Origin of the sequence: Pseudomonas ficuserectae, assembly GCF_024584585.1 — a bacterium.
GTDB lineage: Bacteria > Pseudomonadota > Gammaproteobacteria > Pseudomonadales > Pseudomonadaceae > Aquipseudomonas > Aquipseudomonas amygdali.
The window spans coordinates 5,642,367-5,662,357 of the sequence record NZ_CP085684.1; the positions used below are offsets into that span (position 1 = coordinate 5,642,367).

17 protein-coding genes are annotated in these 19,991 nt (G+C 59.0%); 11 read left to right on the top strand and 6 right to left on the bottom strand.

The annotated features are described in order from the left end of the window. The first annotated feature begins 99 nt into the window (after positions 1-99). A complete protein-coding gene (locus tag LJU29_RS25275) occupies positions 100-1,359 on the top strand; it encodes a cation:proton antiporter (RefSeq protein WP_057453300.1) in 1,260 nt (419 codons plus the stop codon). Here the strand turns inward: LJU29_RS25275 and LJU29_RS25280 are convergent, their stop codons facing one another. Beyond that, a complete protein-coding gene (locus LJU29_RS25280) occupies positions 1,360-2,259 on the bottom strand; it encodes an AraC family transcriptional regulator (RefSeq protein ID WP_054078160.1) in 900 nt (299 codons plus the stop codon). A gap of 281 nt (positions 2,260-2,540) precedes the next feature. On the opposite strand from LJU29_RS25280, the gene LJU29_RS25285 reads away from it, so the two are divergent. The 3 genes from LJU29_RS25285 to LJU29_RS25295 all read left to right on the top strand — a co-directional run bounded on the left by LJU29_RS25285 (position 2,541) and on the right by LJU29_RS25295 (position 5,615). Beyond that, entirely contained in the window at positions 2,541-3,857 is a 1,317-nt protein-coding gene (locus tag LJU29_RS25285) for an ABC transporter substrate-binding protein (RefSeq protein ID WP_257111344.1), read from the top strand. A gap of 39 nt (positions 3,858-3,896) precedes the next feature. Beyond that, positions 3,897-4,670, top strand: a complete 774-nt coding sequence (locus LJU29_RS25290; RefSeq protein ID WP_257111345.1) for an L-iditol 2-dehydrogenase — start codon at positions 3,897-3,899, stop codon at positions 4,668-4,670. Positions 4,671-4,793: 123 nt separating this feature from the next. Next, positions 4,794-5,615: a DeoR/GlpR family DNA-binding transcription regulator gene (locus LJU29_RS25295; RefSeq protein WP_002555713.1), complete on the top strand. Its 822-nt coding sequence runs from the start codon at positions 4,794-4,796 to the stop codon at positions 5,613-5,615. Between the two features lie 111 nt (positions 5,616-5,726). Here the strand turns inward: LJU29_RS25295 and typA are convergent, their stop codons facing one another. Further along, the gene (typA, locus tag LJU29_RS25300; RefSeq protein ID WP_004654937.1) at positions 5,727-7,547 is read right to left on the bottom strand and encodes a translational GTPase TypA; all 1,821 of its coding nucleotides are present in this window, start codon (positions 7,545-7,547) and stop codon (positions 5,727-5,729) included. 144 nt (positions 7,548-7,691) lie between these two features. Continuing rightward, positions 7,692-9,146 carry a tRNA uracil 4-sulfurtransferase ThiI gene (thiI, locus tag LJU29_RS25305; protein WP_004654939.1) on the bottom strand — a complete coding sequence of 485 codons (1,455 nt, stop codon included), beginning with the start codon at positions 9,144-9,146 and terminating at the stop codon, positions 7,692-7,694. A 335-nt stretch (positions 9,147-9,481) separates the two neighbouring features. Here thiI and glnA point away from each other — a divergent pair, with 335 nt between their 5' ends. The 7 genes from glnA (at position 9,482) to ntrC (ending at position 16,201) form a co-directional block, all read left to right on the top strand. Further along, positions 9,482-10,888, top strand: coding sequence for a type I glutamate--ammonia ligase (gene glnA / locus LJU29_RS25310; protein WP_257111346.1), 1,407 nt, complete (start codon positions 9,482-9,484; stop codon positions 10,886-10,888). 163 nt (positions 10,889-11,051) lie between these two features. After that, entirely contained in the window at positions 11,052-11,465 is a 414-nt protein-coding gene (locus LJU29_RS25315) for a cupin domain-containing protein (protein ID WP_057423282.1), read from the top strand. 126 nt (positions 11,466-11,591) lie between these two features. Then, positions 11,592-12,149 carry a chorismate mutase gene (locus tag LJU29_RS25320; RefSeq protein ID WP_004654945.1) on the top strand — a complete coding sequence of 186 codons (558 nt, stop codon included), beginning with the start codon at positions 11,592-11,594 and terminating at the stop codon, positions 12,147-12,149. A 78-nt stretch (positions 12,150-12,227) separates the two neighbouring features. Beyond that, complete coding sequence (locus tag LJU29_RS25325) at positions 12,228-12,770, top strand: DUF4124 domain-containing protein (protein WP_080438615.1); 543 nt, start codon at positions 12,228-12,230, stop codon at positions 12,768-12,770. An 11-nt stretch (positions 12,771-12,781) separates the two neighbouring features. Then, positions 12,782-13,399, top strand: coding sequence for a DUF4124 domain-containing protein (locus LJU29_RS25330; protein ID WP_183138023.1), 618 nt, complete (start codon positions 12,782-12,784; stop codon positions 13,397-13,399). A 283-nt stretch (positions 13,400-13,682) separates the two neighbouring features. Then, a complete protein-coding gene (gene glnL / locus LJU29_RS25335) occupies positions 13,683-14,768 on the top strand; it encodes a nitrogen regulation protein NR(II) (RefSeq protein WP_257111347.1) in 1,086 nt (361 codons plus the stop codon). Continuing rightward, on the top strand, positions 14,765-16,201 hold the full coding sequence (gene ntrC / locus LJU29_RS25340; protein ID WP_002555721.1) for a nitrogen regulation protein NR(I): 1,437 nt from the start codon (positions 14,765-14,767) through the stop codon (positions 16,199-16,201). The genes glnL and ntrC overlap by 4 nt, the downstream gene beginning before the upstream one ends. Positions 16,202-16,378: 177 nt before the next feature. Here the strand turns inward: ntrC and mgrA are convergent, their stop codons facing one another. The 3 genes from mgrA to LJU29_RS25355 all read right to left on the bottom strand — a co-directional run bounded on the left by mgrA (position 16,379) and on the right by LJU29_RS25355 (position 19,975). Then, entirely contained in the window at positions 16,379-17,416 is a 1,038-nt protein-coding gene (gene mgrA / locus LJU29_RS25345; RefSeq protein ID WP_057424069.1) for an L-glyceraldehyde 3-phosphate reductase, read from the bottom strand. Positions 17,417-17,498: 82 nt separating this feature from the next. Beyond that, positions 17,499-18,434 (bottom strand): sulfonate ABC transporter substrate-binding protein, encoded by a 936-nt coding sequence (locus LJU29_RS25350; RefSeq protein WP_057424068.1) that lies wholly within the window; start codon positions 18,432-18,434, stop codon positions 17,499-17,501. A 215-nt stretch (positions 18,435-18,649) separates the two neighbouring features. Next, positions 18,650-19,975, bottom strand: a complete 1,326-nt coding sequence (locus tag LJU29_RS25355) for an LLM class flavin-dependent oxidoreductase (RefSeq protein ID WP_257111348.1) — start codon at positions 19,973-19,975, stop codon at positions 18,650-18,652. Positions 19,976-19,991: the final 16 nt, after the last annotated feature.

Here is a 19,991-nt window from a genome sequence, read left to right on the forward strand (position 1 = left end):
GTGTCGTGTCGCGATGTGTCTGGACATGGATCCGGTCCATCAAACACAGGCTCGGTTACGGTGATCGAGACACTGCACTTACGGATTCTGGAATGACGGATGCTTGAACTTGCTGCTGGTTTTATCTGCCTCACTGCGCTGCTGACCTATGTGAACTATCGCTTTATCGGTCTGCCGCCCACCATCGGCGTGATGGTGACCGCGCTGATGTTCTCTTTGCTGCTGCAAGGACTGAGTTTTCTGGGCTATCCCGGTCTGGAAGATCGCGTACAACAGCTGATCGGTCAGATCGACTTCGGCGACCTGCTGATGAACTGGATGCTGTCCTTCCTGCTGTTCGCCGGGGCGCTGCACGTCAACCTTGCAGACCTGAGAAGCTATCGCTGGCCCATCGGCCTGCTGGCAACCTTCGGTGTGCTGATTGCCACCACCGTGATCGGCGCGCTGGCCTACTGGATCTTCGCCCTGTTCGGCTGGCACGTCAGCCCGCTGTACTGCCTGCTGTTTGGTGCGCTGATCTCGCCCACCGACCCGATTGCCGTGCTCGGTGTGTTGCGTACCGCCAACGCCTCCAAACCGCTGAAAACCACCATCGTTGGTGAAAGCCTGTTCAACGATGGCACGGCGGTGGTGGTGTTCACCGTTCTGCTGGGTATCGCGCAGTTGGGCGAGACGCCGACGGTTGGCGAAACCGCCCTGCTGTTCGTCCACGAAGCGGTCGGCGGTGTGCTGTTCGGCGGCCTGATTGGCTATGCCGTGTACCTGATGATCAAAAGCATCGAGCAGTATCAGATCGAAGTCATGCTGACTCTCGCACTGGTGATCGGCGGCTCGGCGATGGCCTCCGAGCTGCATGTGTCAGGCCCTATCGCGATGGTCGTGGCCGGGCTGATCATCGGCAACCTGGGGCGTAATCTGGCGATGAACGACATGACCCGTCGTTACATGGACGGTTTCTGGGAATTGCTGGATGACATGCTCAACGCACTGCTGTTTGCGCTGATCGGCATGGAGCTGTTGCTGCTGCCGTTCTCTTGGCAGCACCTGATTGCCGCCAGCCTGTTGGCCTCGGCAATTCTGCTGTCGCGCTTTGTCACCGTGGCCCCGGCTATTCTGCTGCTGCGTCGCTGGCGTAAGGTGCCGCACGGTACGATCCGCATCCTGACCTGGGGCGGCTTGCGCGGCGGTGTCTCGGTGGCACTGGCGCTGGCCTTGCCCACCGGGCCGGAGCGCGACCTGCTGCTGAGCATCACCTACATCGTGGTGTTGCTGTCGATCCTCTTGCAAGGCCTGACGATCGGTAAGCTGGTGCATGCCGTCACCCGTTCGCCTCAGGCGAAAGAGCCGGCAGAGCATTGATCAGACGGATGCAGCGGCGCGCCGGTACTCACTGGGCGTCTGCTGCATCTCCACGCGGAAATGCCGGTTGAAGTTGGACAGGTTGGCGTAACCCACTTCAAAGCAGATGTCCGACACCGACATCTCGCTGTGCAGCAGCAACCGGCAAGCCCGCTGAACCCGCAGCTTGCGCATCAGATCAATAAAACAATGCCCGGTGGTGCGTTTGAAGAAGCGCGAAAAGCCCGGATCACTCATGTCCAGCCGTTGCGCGATGACTGACAGGCGAATATCGCTGGTCAATTCAGTCAGCAGATAATCGAACGCCTTGTTGATCCGCTCGGAACTGCGCGCATCCAGGGTCGGGGCGTACCAGGCGCTGGCCAGCAGACGAGCCTCCTGCACAGGCGCCTTCATCAAGGTATTGACCAGTTGCAGGAACAGGATCAGCCGTTCCAGGCCTTGTGCCGGGCCGATCTGCTCCAGCAGTTGCGCAGCCTGCATGGCCGTTTCGCCGGTGAACTCCAACCCGCGACGTGCCTGTTCGAATAGACGCTGCAAATCGCCCAGTTCCGGCAGCGTGCCACGTAGCGCCAGCAACGCCGCGCCATCGAACTGCAACACCACGTCACGCCCGGCCAAGTGCTCGCCGGGGGCCAGATCGCCGATCCAGTCGTGAGGCAAATCGGGACCGATCAGGGCCACATGACCGGCACCGAACTCACCGATGTAATCACCGGCCACCAGCTTGCCACTGCCCTGGCGGATCAGGTGGATTTCAAATTCTGGATGGTGGTTCCAGCGGGCCAGCGAGTAGGGATAGTCGTGCTCGTACCAGCGAAAGCAGTGGTCTGGTTGCGGGAGAATAACCTCAAGCTCGGCGGGACGCTGCTCAAACAAAGCCGCTCGGCTGTCAGGCACTGGACGCCCCTTTTATCGTTATGAATGCGCTGTGGACAACTAAACATACGCCCTGCCGCTCGGCCAGTGCTAGCTCACAATTAATCCGACACTGATATTTTTTTGCTTTCAGAGCGCCGCGTGGCCAGCGGTTAAAAAAGTATCAGCCGATCGTTCGCCATGCGTTTGTTCAGGCCGCAACAGGCTGCTGTAATCGAGCCGTCCACCATGGTGATTCAGCCGTGGCCAACAACAAAAACAATGACTCCCGCCAGACAAGGCGCGAGGTGGAGAGCACTACGATGAACATTCGGAAAACGCTTTTCCTGTCCGCAGGCGTGTCCGCCGCCCTTTTCAACCTGACCGTCCAGGCTGCCGAAACCGTGACCATCGCCACGGTGAACAACGGCGACATGATCCGCATGCAGCGCCTGTCGAAAACCTTTGAGCAGCAGCATCCCGACATCAAGCTCAACTGGGTAGTGCTCGAAGAAAACGTCCTGCGCCAGCGCCTGACCACCGACATTGCCACTCAAGGCGGCCAGTTCGACGTGCTGACCATCGGCACCTACGAAACGCCACTGTGGGGCGCCAAGCAATGGCTGGAACCAATCACCGGCCTTGCGCCCGAGTACGAACTGGAAGACATATTTCCCTCGGTGCGGCAGGGTTTGTCGGTCAAGGACACGCTCTATGCCCTGCCCTTTTATGGCGAAAGCACGATCACCTATTACCGCACCGACCTGTTCATGCAGGCAGGTCTGAGCATGCCGCAGCAGCCAACCTGGACCCAACTGGGTGAGTTCGCGGCGAAGCTGCATCGACCCGAAAAGGGCGTTTACGGCATGTGCCTGCGCGGCAAGGCCGGTTGGGGCGAGAACATCGCGCTGCTGAGCACCATGGCCAACGCGTTTGGCGCGCGCTGGTTCGATGAGCAATGGAAGCCCGAACTGACCAGCCCGGAATGGAGCAAAGCGGCGAATTTCTACGTCGATACGCTGAAAAAGTATGGCCCGCCGGGCGTGTCGAGCAATGGTTTCAACGAAACCCTCGCGCTGTTCAACAGCGGCAAATGCGCCTTGTGGGTCGACGCCAGCGTGGCCGGCTCCTTCACGACGGACAAGGAACAGAGCAAGGTGGTCGACAGCGTCGGCTTTGCGCCTGCGCCGGTTGAGGTGACCGACAAGGGCTCATCATGGCTTTACGCCTGGTCGCTGGCGATACCGGCCACCTCAAAGCACAAGGACGCGGCCAAGACGTTCATCACTTGGGCGACGTCCAAAGCCTATATCCAGCTGGTCGCCGAGAAAGACGGCATCAGTAATGTGCCGCCTGGCACACGCGCCTCCACCTACAGCGAGGCTTACCTGAAAGCTGCGCCGTTCGCCAAGATCACGCTGCAGATGATGCAACACGCCGACCCGGCGCACTCCTCGGCCAAGCCTGTGCCTTACGTCGGCATCCAGTACGTGACCATTCCCGAGTTCCAGGCCATCGGCACCTCGGTCGGCAAGTTGTTCTCCGCTGCCGTGACTGGCCAGACCACCACTGAACAGGCGCTCAGCGCTGCACAGGCCGTCACCGAACGCGAGATGAAACGCGCCGGTTATCCGAAGTAAAGCTGCGGCCCTCAACTGTATTGGACGGATGATGAACCCATGAAACGACTTGAAGGTAAAAGCGCGCTGATCACCGGATCGGCGCGAGGCATCGGGCGTGCGTTTGCCCAGGCATATATCCAGGAAGGTGCTAGTGTAGCCATTGCCGATATCAATCTGCAACGCGCACAAGCCACGGCGAACGAGCTGGGGCCGAACGCCTACGCGGTCAGCATGGACGTGACGGACCAGGCGTCCATCGATCAGGCCATCGCCGCTGTGGTCGCAAAGACCGGCAAGCTGGATATCCTGATCAACAACGCCGCGCTGTTTGATCTGGCACCAATTGTCGGTATCACCCGCGACAGTTACGAGCGGCTGTTTTCGATCAACGTCGCGGGCACCCTGTTCACGTTGCAGGCAGCAGCCAGGCAAATGATTGCCCAGGGGCACGGCGGCAAGATCATCAACATGGCCAGTCAGGCTGGTCGGCGTGGCGAGGCGCTGGTGGCGGTGTACTGCGCGACCAAGGCTGCGGTGATCAGCCTGACACAATCGGCCGGACTGGACCTCATCAAGCATGGCATCAACGTCAACGCCATCGCACCGGGCGTGGTCGATGGCGAGCACTGGGATGGCGTGGATGCGATGTTCGCCCGCTATGAAAACCGCCCGCTGGGCGAGAAGAAGAAGCTGGTCGGCGAGCAGGTGCCATACGGACGCATGGGCACGGCGGACGACCTGACCGGCATGGCGATTTTCCTTGCTTCGCCGGACAGTGAATACGTCGTCGCGCAGACCTATAACGTCGATGGTGGCAACTGGATGAGCTGAGGTGGACTGCCTGCAAAGATGAGCAAGTCCGTGCAAAAAGGCCCGTCGCTGCTTCCATTGCCGGAGCGATTGGCTAAGATGCGCGGACCGCCTGTTGTCTTGGCGGCTCATCAAGGAGCACGAATGTCCACTGAAGAGGAGATCGCCATTTCCGGCGGTACACCTATGATCCCCGATCAGCGCCGGGAGCTGATGCTGCGTCAATTGCGCAAGCATCAGGTACTCAGCGTTCATCAGTTGATGGAGATGTTCGACTGCTCGCACATGACCATCCGCCGCGATATCGCCCAGCTGGAACAGGAAGGCCGGGCCTATTCAGTCACCGGTGGCGTGCGCATTGCCAGTCAGGTGCACAGCGAGCCCAGCCATCAGTCCAAGGCGGTTATAGAGCTGCCGCACAAGCAGGGCATGGCGAGGCTCGCGGCGGGTTTGCTGCATCCGGACATGACGATCTATCTGGACGCAGGCACCAGCACACTCGAAATCGTCCCGCATATCATCGCGCTGTCAGGCATGACTGTGGTCACCAATGATTTCGGCGTAGTCAACGCGCTGGCCGACGCTGCGCATGTGGATGTGATTCACACCGGCGGGCTGCTCGATCACCCGAACCGCTCCAGCGTAGGCGGGCTGGCGGCAGCGACGTTGCGGCAACTGGCGACCGATGTGGCCTTCATGTCGACCAGCTCGTGGGACCTGCAACGCGGCACGACTACACCGTCGGCGCTGAAAGTCGAGGTCAAACAGGCCGCCATGCAGTCAGCCTCGCAAACCGTATTGGTCGCGACCAGCTCGAAATACGGCACCTTCGGCATGTACAAGGTGGCCGGGCTTGAGCAGTTCGACACCATCATCACCGATGCCGCGCTGGCTGAAGCTGCTGCCGATGGTATCCGCAAGCAACGTATCGAATTGTTGCTGGCACCGGTGGGTGGCAAGCGCTAGACACTTGATACCCGCCCTGAGCTTCGGCCGGTTGCGTGTCCCGATAATCCATCAGGCATAAAAAAACCCCGGTCTCTCGACCGGGGTTTTTTATTCAGCGCGGGCTAAGTATCAAGCCTTGGCTTTCTTGGCAGCGCGGGTACGCTCGCTTTCGTCCAGGATCTTCTTGCGAAGACGGATGGACTTCGGCGTTACTTCGCACAGCTCGTCGTCCTGGATGAATTCCAGAGCCTGTTCAAGGGTGAACTTGACAGGTGGAACCAGAGCGATGGTTTCGTCTTTGCCCGAAGCACGCATGTTGTCGAGCTTCTTGCCTTTGGTAGGGTTCACACCCAGGTCGTTGTCGCGGCTGTTCAGACCAACGATCTGACCACCGTAGATTTCCTGACCGTGCTCGACGAACAGCTTGCCGCGCGCTTGCAGGGTTTCCAGGGAGTAGGTCAGCGCCTTGCCGGTTTCAACCGAAACCAGAACGCCGTTCTGACGGCCGGACATGTCGCCGGACTTCATCACGTCGTAACGGTCGAAGATCGAGGTCAGGATGCCTGCACCGGAAGTGAGGGTCAGGAACTCGTTACGGAAACCGATCAGGCCACGGGCCGGGATGTTGTACTCGAGGCGAACACGGCCCTTGCCATCCGGAACCATGTTGGTCAGGTCGCCTTTACGCAGACCCATTTGCTCCATGATCGCGCCCTGGGATTCTTCCGGCAGGTCGATGGTCACGTTTTCGTACGGTTCGTGCTTCACGTCGCCTACGCGACGGATGATCACTTCCGGACGACCAACACCCATTTCGAAGCCTTCGCGACGCATGGTTTCGATCAGTACCGAGAGGTGCAGCTCACCACGGCCGGAGACCTTGAACTTGTCGGCGGTGTCGCCTTCTTCAACGCGCAGGGCAACGTTGTACAGCAGTTCCTTGTCCAGACGCTCCTTGATGTTACGGCTGGTGACGAACTTGCCTTCCTTGCCGCAGAACGGCGAATCGTTAACCTGGAAGGTCATCGAAACGGTTGGCTCGTCGACAGTCAGCGGCTTCATCGCTTCAACATTCAGCGGATCGCACAGAGTGTCGGAGATGAACAGCTGATCGAAGCCGCTGATGCAGACGATGTCGCCGGCAGCTGCTTCTTCAACGTCCACACGGTGCAGACCGTGGTGCCCCATCAGCTTCAGGATACGACCGGTGCGCTTCTTGCCTTCGGCATCGATAGCAACAACCGGGGTGTTTGGCTTGACGCGACCGCGAGCGATACGGCCAACACCGATGACGCCCAGGAAGCTGTTGTAGTCCAGAGCCGAGATCTGCATCTGGAACGGGCCGTCACGGTCAACCTTTGGAGCAGGAACGTGGTCGACGATCGACTGATACAGCGGAGTCATGTCTTCAGCCATGTCGGTGTGTTCCAGACCGGCAATACCGTTCAGGGCCGAGGCGTAGACGACTTTGAAGTCCAGCTGTTCTTCGGTGGCACCCAGGTTGTCGAACAGGTCGAAGATCTGGTCCAGAACCCAGTCCGGACGCGCGCCTGGACGGTCAACCTTGTTGATGACCACGATTGGACGCAGGCCGGCTTCGAAAGCCTTCTTGGTCACAAAACGGGTTTGCGGCATAGGGCCGTCCTGGGCATCAACCAGCAGCAGTACGGAGTCGACCATCGACATCACGCGCTCTACTTCACCACCGAAGTCGGCGTGGCCCGGGGTGTCCACGATGTTGATGTGGTAGCCATTCCAGTTGATCGCGGTGTTCTTCGCGAGAATGGTAATACCGCGCTCTTTTTCCTGGTCGTTGGAGTCCATCACGCGCTCGTCGTTGAGCTCGTTGCGCTCAAGGGTGCCGGACTGGCGCAGGAGTTTGTCTACCAGGGTGGTCTTACCATGGTCAACGTGAGCAATGATGGCGATGTTGCGTAGATTTTCGATCACTTGTGTATCTCGATCAGAGGATTCGGTCTGCTGACTGTTTATAAGGCAGCGATTAACTATTTCGAGTCGGCAAAAGCCGTTACGGCATGACGACTGGTGTCGGGGGGCCGGTGACGCAAGCCACAGGCAAACAGCCCCGGGCACTTAGCTCGGTCGATAAACGCGCACATTGGCATGCCCCTCACTGAGCAAATGGTGGGCATGCAGGCGACTCATGACGCCTTTGTCGCAATACAAAAGGTACTGGCGCGTGTCATCCAGTGCCTTGAAACGGCTGTTCAATGCGTAGAACGGCAACGTCTGTATCTCCACGCCAGGCACTTGCAGCGGCTGGTCCTCTTGTGCATCCGGGTGACGGATGTCGATGATGACCTGACCGGCCAGCGCCTGGCTGACTTCTTCTATGTCGACATTGCGGCTCAGATCGTCGATGACCCGATCGATCGAAATCAGCTTCGCGCGTTCAAGCGCTTGCTCGAGAATCGCCATGTCGAACTGTTTTTCTTCGTACTCAACGCGATTTCGCTTGGCGTTGGTCTTCGGGTTGACCGAAATCACCCCGCAATACTCAGGCATGTGCCGGGCAAAATCGGCAGTGCCGATTTCAGTCGCCAGGTCCACGATGTCCTGCTTGTGGCTCGCAACCAGCGGTCGCAGGACCAGCTTGTCTGTAGCCGCGTCGATCAGCGACAGGTTCGGCAGCGTCTGGCTGGCAACCTGTGAAATCGCTTCGCCAGTTACCAGCACGTCGATTTCGAGACGATCAGCCACGGCGGATGCAGCGCGTAACATCATACGCTTCAAAACTACACCCATATGACTGTTATCGACTTTCTGCAGAATTTCTCCGAGAACTTCCTCGAATGGCACGCTGACAAACAGCACCCGTTGCGAACTGCCGTACTTCTTCCAGATGAAGTGAGCGACTTCCATCACGCCCAGTTCATGGGCACGTCCGCCCAGATTGAAGAAGCAGAAGTGCGCCATAAGGCCGCGGCGCATGATCTGGTAGGCCGCAACGGTCGAATCGAACCCGCCGGACATCAATACCAGGGTCTGCTCCAGCGCACCCAGCGGGTAGCCGCCCATGCCCTGATGCTGGTCATGAACGACAAACAACCGTTGGTCGCGAATTTCCATCCGCACGACCAGATCGGGCTTTTTCAGCTCGATTCCGGCAGCGCCGCATTGCATGCGCAACTTGCTACCGACGTATTTTTCGACATCCATCGAGCTGAAATCGTGGCGACCGGCGCGCTTGCAACGCACTGAAAACATCTTGCCGGGCAGCAAGTCGGCGTAGTGCAGTTTGCACTTGGCAACGATGTCATCCATATCGCCCAACGGGTACTCGGCCACCTGCAGAAAGTTGGCAATGCCGGGCATGCAACTTAGCCGGTCCCTGATGCCCTGCAGCACTTTGGGGTCGGTCTGGCGGGTCTCCACCTCAAGGTTGTCCCATACGCCACCCACGACAATGTCCGCGTCCAGTTCACGGAGCACGGTACGAATGTTCTTGCCCAGTTGCCGGATGAATTTCTTGCGCACCGGCGGGCTTTTAATGGTGATTTCTGGAAAAACTTTAACGATTAGTTTCATGGAAACAGCGCGTGAGGTGCCGACTGAAAAAGGGGGGCGCGGATTATAGCGGAAATTGCTCAACGTTTAACCAGTTATCGTATACCCGATCATCAGCGCACCAAAAAGAGTCGACGCACCAAACTGCAGCGCCATAACGGTGCGTACTTTTCTCGGCAGACGCGTTTAAATCCCCTGAAAGCCTGCTTTTGAAGCAAAAAACCCAACACGGGGCACTGGCATGCAAATTGCTCCCTTGTGAGGCAGGTTGCCTTGGCAGAATATTCGCGCCGGCATCACCCAAATTCAAGGGACCCAGCCTATAGAAGGCGGTTCTTAGCCACCCGGAGGACACCATGTCGAAGTCGGTTCAACTCATCAAAGATCATGACGTTAAGTGGATTGATCTGCGCTTCACGGACACTAAAGGTACGCAGCACCACGTGACCATGCCAGCTCGCGATGCGCTGGAAGATGACTTCTTCGAAGTCGGCAAGATGTTCGACGGCTCCTCCATCTCTGGCTGGAAAGGCATCGAAGCTTCCGACATGATTTTGCTGCCGGACGACGAAACCGCTGTTCTGGACCCGTTCACCGAAGAACCGACCCTGATCCTGGTGTGCGACATCATCGAACCGTCGACCATGCAAGGTTACGATCGTGACCCACGCGCCATCGCTCGTCGCGCCGAGGAATACCTGAAGTCCACCGGTATCGGTGACACCGTATTCGCAGGCCCTGAGCCAGAATTCTTCATCTTCGACGAAGTGAAATTCAAGTCCGACCTCTCGGGTTCCATGTTCAAGATCTTCTCTGAACAGGGTTCGTGGATGTCCGATCAGGACGTGGAAGGCGGCAACAAAGGCCACCGCCCAGGCGTCAAAGGTGGTTACTTCCCGGTTCCGCCGTTTGACCATGACCACGAAATCCGTACCGCCATGTGCAACGCTCTGGAAGAAATGGGCCAGACCGTTGAAGTTCACCACCACGAAGTGGCGACCGCTGGCCAGAACGAAATCGGCGTGAAATTCAACACGCTGGTTAAAAAGGCTGACGAAGTTCAGACCCTGAAATACGTTGTTCACAACGTTGCTGACGCTTACGGCCGCACCGCGACCTTCATGCCAAAGCCTCTGTACGGTGATAACGGTTCAGGCATGCACGTGCACATGTCCATCGCCAAAGATGGCAAGAACACTTTCGCAGGTGAAGGCTATGCCGGTCTGTCCGACCTCGCTCTGTACTTCATCGGCGGCATCATCAAGCACGGCAAGGCGCTGAACGGCTTCACCAACCCGTCCACCAACTCGTACAAGCGTCTGGTTCCAGGCTTCGAAGCACCGGTCATGCTGGCCTACTCGGCGCGTAACCGTTCCGCTTCGATCCGCATTCCTTACGTCAACAGCCCACGCGGCCGTCGTATCGAAGCACGCTTCCCGGATCCTTCGGCCAACCCGTACCTGGCCTTCGCGGCTCTGTTGATGGCTGGCCTGGACGGCATCCAGAACAAGATCCACCCTGGCGACGCAGCTGACAAGAACCTGTATGACCTGCCGCCTGAAGAGGCCAAAGAGATTCCACAAGTTTGCGGCAGCCTGAAAGAAGCGCTGGAAGAACTGGACAAGGGCCGTGCATTCCTGACCAAAGGCGGCGTGTTCAGCGACGACTTCATCGACGCTTACATCGCACTGAAAAGCGAAGAAGAAATCCGCGTTCGTACCTTCGTACACCCACTGGAATACGAGCTGTACTACAGCTGCTGATCCAGCCGCGCCAGCGTTGATGGCGTAACAAGAGACCTCCTTCGGGAGGTTTCTTTGTTTCTGAGGACCGATTTTTTATTTTGTGCAATAACGGGATACCGCATCAGAAAAAAATACCGGGCAAACTTCTGGCTCGAATTTCAGCCAGCAAGGCCATCCCGACATGCCCTACAGACTTCTGATCACAGCTGCCCTGATAGCACTGACAGGCAACGCCGTTGCCCAACAGGCAAGCCCCACCGTCGAATCCCGTGTTCTGCTGAAAAGCAAAACTTCCTGGGATGGCACGCCTTACATTGCCTACCCCAAAGGCCAGCCCGAGCTGACCGTTCTGAAAATCAACATTCCTGCAAACACCGCGCTGAAATGGCATAGCCATCCGATCCCCAACGCCGCCTACGTGGCCTCAGGAGAAATCACCGTCGAAAAACGGGACAGCAACAAGGAAATCCGCCTGAAAAAAGGCGACGTACTCGCAGAGATGGTTGATATCGTGCACCGCGGCAAGACGGGCGACACACCGATCGAACTTATCGTCTTCTACGCCGCGACAGAAGCAACGCCGTTGTCGCAATAAGCTCTCACCAGCACGTACGCGGAATGCAGCCTTGCAACGTGAAATTCTTTTCACCACCGGGCACTGGCTGCATACCCAAGAATCGGGCTTAACTCTGAACCCGCCCCGATCAATATGGAGTTGAATATGCGCCTGCTTCTGGCCACTTCCCTGCTGACCCTGACGTGCATGTCTTCCTGCTTCGCCTTCGCCGCCGAGCAGAAGCCCTCTGCTATCGAGCCGCTGTTGCAAGCCATCAGCGAGCGCCTGTCCATCGCCGATCAGGTTGCCCTGAGCAAATGGGACAGCGGCAAAGCCGTCGAGGACCCGCCGCGCGAGCTGCAAGTCATCAGCGCAGCGCAGGCCCGCGCTGCCGAGTTCAAGCTGAACCCTGACGACGTTCAACGCTTGTTCAAGGCGCAGATCGAAGCCAACAAGCAAATACAGAATGCACTGCTTGCCCAATGGCATGCAGCAGGCAAAGCCCCTGATACGGCCAGGCTGAGCCTGGTGGACGATATCCGCCCAAAACTCGACCGGTTGCAAACCCAGCTGCTGCAGGCATATGCCGACTTCCAGCCACTGCGCAAGACCGAAGACTGCAGGATCAAGCTGGATATGGCGCTCAAGCGCTATCAGACCGACCCGATTCATGATCAGGCGCTGGTACTGGCCACCGCCGATCTTTGCTCGGCAAACCTCTGACACATCAGGCGGATAGCGCAGCATAGGGCGATGTGTTCTATGCTGACGGCCAATTGTGCCATTGCTGTCGAGAGTCCCATGCGTCAAAGTCTGATTTGCCTGCTGCTGTTGATCAGCCTGCCCGCGCTGGCGCAGATCTATAAGTACACCGATGCGAACGGCAACACTGCGTTCAGCAATCAGCCACCCAACGGCACCAAAACCGAAGTGGTCGAGCTGCCGCCGCTCAACAGCATCGAAAAGCAGATACCCGCCAGGCCGGTCGTCAACAGCACGCCGCAACCAGCCCTTGCGCAACCTCAGCCACAATCACAGCCACAGACGGCCTATGACGTGCTGGAACTGACGGACCTGCCAGCCGATGAAGCATTACGTGCCAACAACGGCACGTTCATCATTGGCGTGAAGATCCAGCCGCGTCTGCAACCGACTCACAGCCTGCAACTGCTGCTGGACGGCAACCTGTACGGGCAGCCCTCCAACCTGCCGCGCTTTCAAGTGGTCAACATCGATCGCGGCGAGCACAGTTTCGCGGTAGTGGTGAAAGACGGCGAGCGGATCATTCAGCAGAGCGAGACCATTACGCTGACCATTCAACGCGTGCACCTCGGTAAACCATGAACAGACACAGAATGCACAGCGCGCTGATCTGCTTGCTGCTGCTGATAGCGCTGCCAGCCGCTGCCGACGTCTATACCTACATCGACGCGCAAGGCAATCGGGTGTTTACCGACCAGCCGCGCAAGAACGCCAAGCGCGTCGATATTCCACCCAGCAACAACATGACCGGCACCCCGCCAACCCGAACCTTGAAAGCACACCCTGCCAAACCCGCCGTGCAGCCGATGTTTCATTATCAGCTGCTGAGAATTCTGGTGCCCGAGCCGGACGCCACACTGGTCAATCCCAGTGGCGATCTGATCGTTACCGTCACCAGCGAACCGGTTTTACAACCGGGGCACAGCTACCGGCTACTGCTGGATGGCGTTGCCGTCGGCGAGGCCGGCCGCAGCCCTGTCTTCCCGCTGAGCAATGTGGATCGCGGCACACACCAGTTGTCGGTAGAGATTTTCGACGAGCTTGGCCGTGTCCTGGAAAAAACGCCGAACCAGCCGTTTCACGTGCAGCGCATTTCCCTCGCGCAAAAGCGCGCGACTCACCCCTGCAAGGAGGATGATTACGGTGTGCGTCCCGAGTGCCCACTCAGGGACAAGCCCGAGCCTAAAAGCAGCATCCTGCCTTTCTTCTGATCCTCGACAACGCAGAAGCACCTTTTTGGTGCGCCACCTGCACGCCTGCGCAACAATACAGTCCAATTTGGTTCAGGAACGCACTGAAAGTAGCGCCGTATGCGGGCACTCGCTCGAAAAACGGCCCGATTTTGCAGATAAAGCGCTTCTTTTCGGAGCCTTGGTTTGGTTTTTGCAACTTCACTGAGACAGCACCGTATTGGTGGCCTTGCTCCTGCTGGCGCAGACCAACCAGCACCAGCATTGCGCAACTGCAATGTGCCAAAAGAGGTCAACACGATTCATGACTATCAGCGACGCGCTGCACAGACTGTTACTGGATAACCTGACCACTGCCACCATTCTGCTCAACGCCGACCTGCGACTTGAGTACATGAACCCGGCAGCGGAAATGCTGCTCGCCATCAGCGGGCAGCGCAACCATGGGCAATTCATCAGCGAGCTGTTCACCGAGTCGGCTGAGGCACTGAGTTCGCTGCGTCAGGCAGTGGAACAGGCTCATCCTTTCACCAAGCGCGAAGCGATGCTCACCGCACTGACCGGTCAGACACTGACTGTCGACTATGCCGTGACGCCGATTCTCAGCAAGGGCGATACCCTGCTGCTGCTTGAAGTGCACCCACGTGACCGGTTGCTGCGCATTACCAAGGAAGAGGCCCAGTTGTCCAAGCAGGAAACCACCAAGATGCTGGTGCGTGGCCTGGCTCACGAAATAAAGAATCCGCTGGGCGGCATTCGCGGCGCCGCACAGCTGCTGGCCCGTGAGCTGCCTGAAGAAAGCCTCAAGGATTACACCAACGTCATCATCGAAGAGGCCGACCGTTTGCGTAATCTGGTCGACCGTATGCTGGGCTCCAACAAGCTGCCGTCGCTGGCGATGACCAACGTGCACGAAGTGCTTGAACGAGTGTGCAGCCTGGTCGAGGCCGAAAGTCAGGGCTGCATCACGCTGGTGCGCGACTATGACCCAAGCATTCCCGACGTCTTGATCGACCGCGAGCAAATGATCCAGGCCGTGCTCAATATCGTGCGCAACGCCATGCAGGCCATCAGCGGCCAGAACGAGCTGCGCCTGGGACGAATCACCCTGCGCACCCGCGCCATGCGTCAGTTCACTATCGGCCACGTTCGCCATCGGCTGGTCAGCAAGATCGAAATCATCGACAACGGCCCCGGTATTCCGGCCGAACTTCAGGAAACCATTTTTTACCCGATGGTCAGTGGCCGCCCGGATGGCACAGGGCTAGGTCTTGCCATTACCCAGAACATCATCAGCCAGCACCAGGGCCTGATCGAGTGTGACAGCCATCCCGGCCACACCACGTTCTCGATCTTCCTGCCGCTGGAACAAGGAGCAGCTTCAACATGAGCCGTAGTGAAACTGTCTGGATCGTAGACGACGATCGTTCTATCCGCTGGGTACTGGAAAAGGCCTTGCAACAGGAAGGCATGACCACGCAGAGCTTCGACAGCGCCGACGGGGTGATGAGCCGTCTGGCCCGTCAGCAGCCGGACGTGATCATTTCCGACATCCGCATGCCCGGTGCCAGTGGTCTGGACCTGCTGGCGCGGATTCGCGAGCAGCATCCGCGTCTGCCGGTGATCATCATGACTGCCCATTCAGATCTGGACAGCGCCGTGGCGTCTTATCAGGGTGGCGCTTTCGAGTACCTGCCCAAGCCGTTTGACGTCGATGAAGCCGTCTCGCTGGTCAAACGCGCCAATCAACACGCCCAGGAACAGCAAGGCCTGGACGTCGCACCGACCCTGACCCGCACCCCTGAAATCATTGGCGAAGCGCCCGCGATGCAGGAAGTGTTTCGCGCTATCGGGCGCCTGAGCCACTCCAACATCACTGTTCTGATTAACGGTGAATCGGGGACCGGTAAAGAGTTGGTCGCTCATGCACTGCACCGCCACAGCCCGCGTTCGGCCTCGCCGTTCATTGCGCTGAACATGGCGGCGATTCCCAAGGACTTGATGGAATCGGAGCTGTTCGGCCACGAAAAAGGCGCATTCACCGGCGCGGCCAACCTGCGTCGCGGTCGTTTTGAACAGGCCGACGGCGGCACGCTGTTTCTCGATGAAATCGGCGATATGCCAGCCGACACCCAGACCCGTCTGCTGCGCGTGCTGGCCGATGGCGAGTTCTACCGGGTGGGCGGGCACACGCCGGTCAAGGTCGACGTGCGCATCATTGCCGCCACCCACCAGAACCTGGAAACCCTGGTGCAGGCCGGCAAGTTCCGTGAGGACTTGTTCCATCGCCTGAACGTGATCCGTATCCACATTCCGCGCATGTCGGACCGCCGCGAAGACATCCCGACCCTGGCCAAGCACTTCCTCAGCCGCGCGGCTCAGGAACTGGCAGTCGAACCCAAGCTGCTCAAGGCCGAGACCGAGGAATACCTCAAGCATCTGCCGTGGCCTGGCAACGTGCGACAGCTGGAAAACACCTGCCGCTGGATCACGGTCATGGCCTCGGGTCGTGAAGTGCACATCAGCGATCTGCCACCAGAACTGCTGAGCCTGCCGCAAGACGCCGCTCCGGTCACCAACTGGGAACAGGCGCTGCGTCAGTGGGCCGACCAGGCGTTGTCTCGCGGTCAGTCCAGCCTGCTGGACAGCGCTGTGCCGACTTTCGAGCGGATCATGATCGAAACCGCCCTCAAGCACACCGCCGGCCGCCGCCGCGACGCCGCCGTGCTGCTGGGCTGGGGCCGCAACACCTTGACCCGCAAGATCAAGGAACTGGGCATGAAGGTCGACGGTGGGGATGACGACGAGGCTGACGAGGGCTGAGTGGTTATATGATGGTCATTGGTGCCAATGCTCCGCATTGGCATGCATTTCGAAACACTCTGCGCCGCGCCTACTATTCAAGGCAGGACGCAGAGCGTCCAGAACTGCGTTCCCACGCGGAGCGTGGGAACGATAGTCATCTCAGGAATTGCGTGTAACGCGCAGCTCAGCACCGCATCACTCAGCCAGTGACGGTTTTTCCCACAGGTTGATTCCGCCTTCTACCGCAAAGCTGTCGATCTCGGCCAGTTCTTCCGGGCTGAACGCCAGGTTCTTCAGTGCGCCGACGTTTTCGACAATCTGCTCGGGACGGCTCGCACCGATCAGCGCTGACGTCACGCGCGGGTCACGCAGCGTCCAGGCCAGGGCCATTTGTGCCAGGCTCTGACCACGACGCTGGGCGATTTCGTTGAGCGCACGCACGTGGGCGATGTTCTGCTCGGACAGGTGCGAAGCCTGTAACGAGCCGCCGCCCGGACGATTGACCCGCGCATCCTTGGGCACGCCGTTCAGGTACTTGTCCGACAGCAGCCCTTGGGCCAGCGCAGTAAACGCGATCACGCCAGCGCCCAGCTCTTCAGTCGCGTCGAGCAGGTCTTTCTCGACCCAGCGGTTGAGCAGGTTGTAGGCCGGCTGGTGAATCAGCAACGGCACTTTCCACTCTTTGAGCAGCGCCGCTATTTCGCGGGTCTTGGCCCCGGAATACGACGAGATGCCGATATACAACGCCTTGCCCTGCTGCACTGCCGTAGCCAGCGCGCTGGCGGTTTCTTCCAGCGGGGTGTCCGGATCGAAGCGGTGGGAATAGAAAATGTCGACGTAATCCAGGCCCATGCGCTGCAGGCTCTGATCGAGGCTGGCGAGCACGTATTTACGCGAACCACCGCCCTGCCCGTACGGCCCTGGCCACATGTCCCAGCCAGCCTTGCTGGAGATGATCAGTTCATCGCGGTAGTGCTTGAAGTCTTCGCGCAACAGGCGACCGAAGTTGACCTCGGCGCTGCCATAGGGCGGGCCATAGTTGTTGGCCAGGTCGAAATGGTTGATGCCCAGATCGAACGCCGTGCGCAGCATGGCGCGCTGGGTGTCGATCGGCGTGCTGTCACCGAAGTTGTGCCACAGGCCGAGCGACAGTGCCGGAAGCACCAGCCCGCTGCGGCCGGTACGGCGATAAGGCATGTCGTTGTAACGATTTTCGGCAGCGATGTAAGTCATTGAATCCTCTCTTGTCTGGGGGATATTCGAGGCGTCTTGCGGTGCGTTGGCGAGCCAGAAGCGTCTGCTCGCCGCGCGAGAATCATGGCTTTTGCCAGACCACCTGCTGGATATCGACCCGCTTGGGTATCAGGTGGTTGTCGTAAAACAGATCGGCGGTCGCCTGCTGCGCACGCACGATCTCGGCTGTGATCGGCAGGCTGGGTGATTCAGGTCGATGATCAAGATACTGAGTGATGACCGCTTCGGACAAGCCCATGCTGCGCGCCAGGATCTGAATGCTTTCGTTGCGTTGCGAGCGAGTCAGCCCATCGGCCACCGTCAGTTCGTCGAGAACCTGCTGCACAAACGCCGCATTTTTCTCGGCAAAAGCCCGGCGTGCGGTATAGAACGGCCCGGACAGTCCAAGTCCTTCGCCATTGGCCAAGAGGCGGCTATGGCCTTCGTTCAGGGCGATGGAGTAGTACGGGTCCCAGATTGCCCAGGCATCGACACTGCCGTTTTCAAAGGCGGCGCGGGCATCGGCGGGGGTCAGGTAAATCGGCTGAATATCCTTGAACGTCAACCCTGCCTTGTTCAGCAAGCGCAACACCACGTTATGCGAGCTGGAGCCTTTCTGAAGCGCGACCTTGCGGCCTTTCAGCTCTGCCACGCTGTGCAGCGGGTTTTCGTTGCGCACCAGTATGGTTTCCGCCTGTGGCTTGGCCGGTTCTGCGCCGATGTAGACCAGGTCTGCGCCTGCGACCTGAGCAAAGATCGGCGGGATGTCACCGGTGGACGCAATGTCCAGACTGCCAATATTCAAAGCCTCAAGCATCTGCGGCCCGGCCGGGAATTCGATCCATTTGACTTTTGTAGCAGCAAAGCGCTTCTCCAGAAGGCCATGTTCCTTGGCCAGCACCAGCGTGATCGAGCCCTTCTGATAGCCAATGCGCAGCGTGTCAGGTTCGTCGGCAGCAGCTGTCCCGAACAGGCCACTGAAAGCCAGAATGGCGGCGATAAACGTGAATGGTTTCATGGGGGATCCCTTAATTCTGTATGAAAATCTGCCTTTGATTCTGGCCGAAGGCCGTGGGAGCGAACTTGTTCGCGAAAGGGCCGGTACAAGCACTGAAAATTCATCGTCTGAAATACCGTCTTCGCGAACAATGCGGACCACCGCCCCGGTCGCTCCCACGCCCTGCGGGCAGAAGCCCGCTTTCTGCGCTCATCAGGACTTGCATGCGGCAACGATCAAAATTTGTAAGCAGGCCGTTGCAAGCCCAGGTTTTCACGCAAGGTCGTGCCCTCATACTCGGTACGAAACAGCCCGCGCCCCTGCAACTCCGGCACCAGCAATTGCGCGACGTCTTCCAGACCTCCCGGCAAATGCGGCACCAGCACGTTGAAGCCGTCTGCCGCGCCGTGTTCGAACCAGGTTTGCAGCTCATCGGCGATCCGCTCAGGCGTACCGATCAGGCTGTAATGCCCTCGCCCACCGGCAATCCGCCGTCCCAGTTGCGCCAGGGTCAGGTTTTCCTGATCGGCCAGTTCGGTGAGCAGTTTCTGCCGACTACGCTGGCCGCTGTCAGTTAGCGGCAGCTCTGGCAACGGGCCGTCCAGCGGGTAGCCCGACAGGTCGAAATTGCCCAGCATACGGCCTAACAGGGCGACACCCACCTGAGGCTCGACCAGCTCCTGAAACGACTCGAATTTCGCTTTCGCCAACGCCTCGGTTTCGGCCACGACGATGAACACGCCGGGCATGACTTTCAACGAATCTGCGTCACGTCCGTATGCGCCAAGGCGGCCCTTGATGTCCGCATAAAACGCCTGGGCACTGGCCAGCGAGGTCTGTGCGGTGAACACCACTTCCGCGGTCTGCGCCGCCAGATCGCGGCCGACTTCAGAGGAACCCGCCTGCACGACCACGGGCTGCCCTTGCGGCGAACGCGCCACGTTCAGCGGGCCTTTGACACTGAAGTGCTCACCGTGATGATTGAGCACATGTAATTTGGCCGGGTCGTAATATTCACCGCTGCTCTTGTCGCGGGTAAACGCGTCATCTGCCCAGCTGTCCCACAGGCCGGTCACCACCTGATGAAACTCCCGTGCGCGGCTATAACGCTCGGCATGCCCCACATGCTCGGCGCGACCGAAGTTCTGCGCTTCGGCGGCGGCATCGGAGGTCACCAGATTCCAGCCCGCTCGCCCACCGGACAAGTGATCCAGCGAGGCGAACTTGCGAGCAACGTGATACGGCTCGTTGTAGGTGGTGGTCGCCGTCGCGATCAGACCGATGTGATCGGTCACCGCGCTCAACGCCGAGAGCAGGGTCAGCGGCTCGAAATGATCAGAGCGGGCCATGCGGCTGGCGATATCGCCGGTGGCGGCAGCCACGCTGTCGGCCACGAACAACGTGTCGAATTTTGCCGCTTCCGCGACCTTGGCCACGTGCCGATAGTGCTTGAAATCCAGCCCTGCATCGGCAGGCACATCAGGGTGACGCCAAGCCGCAACGTGGTGCCCGGTGGCCATCAGAAAAGCGCCGAGTTTCATCTGTCGAGCAGTCGTGCTCATTCTTCACTCCTTACTG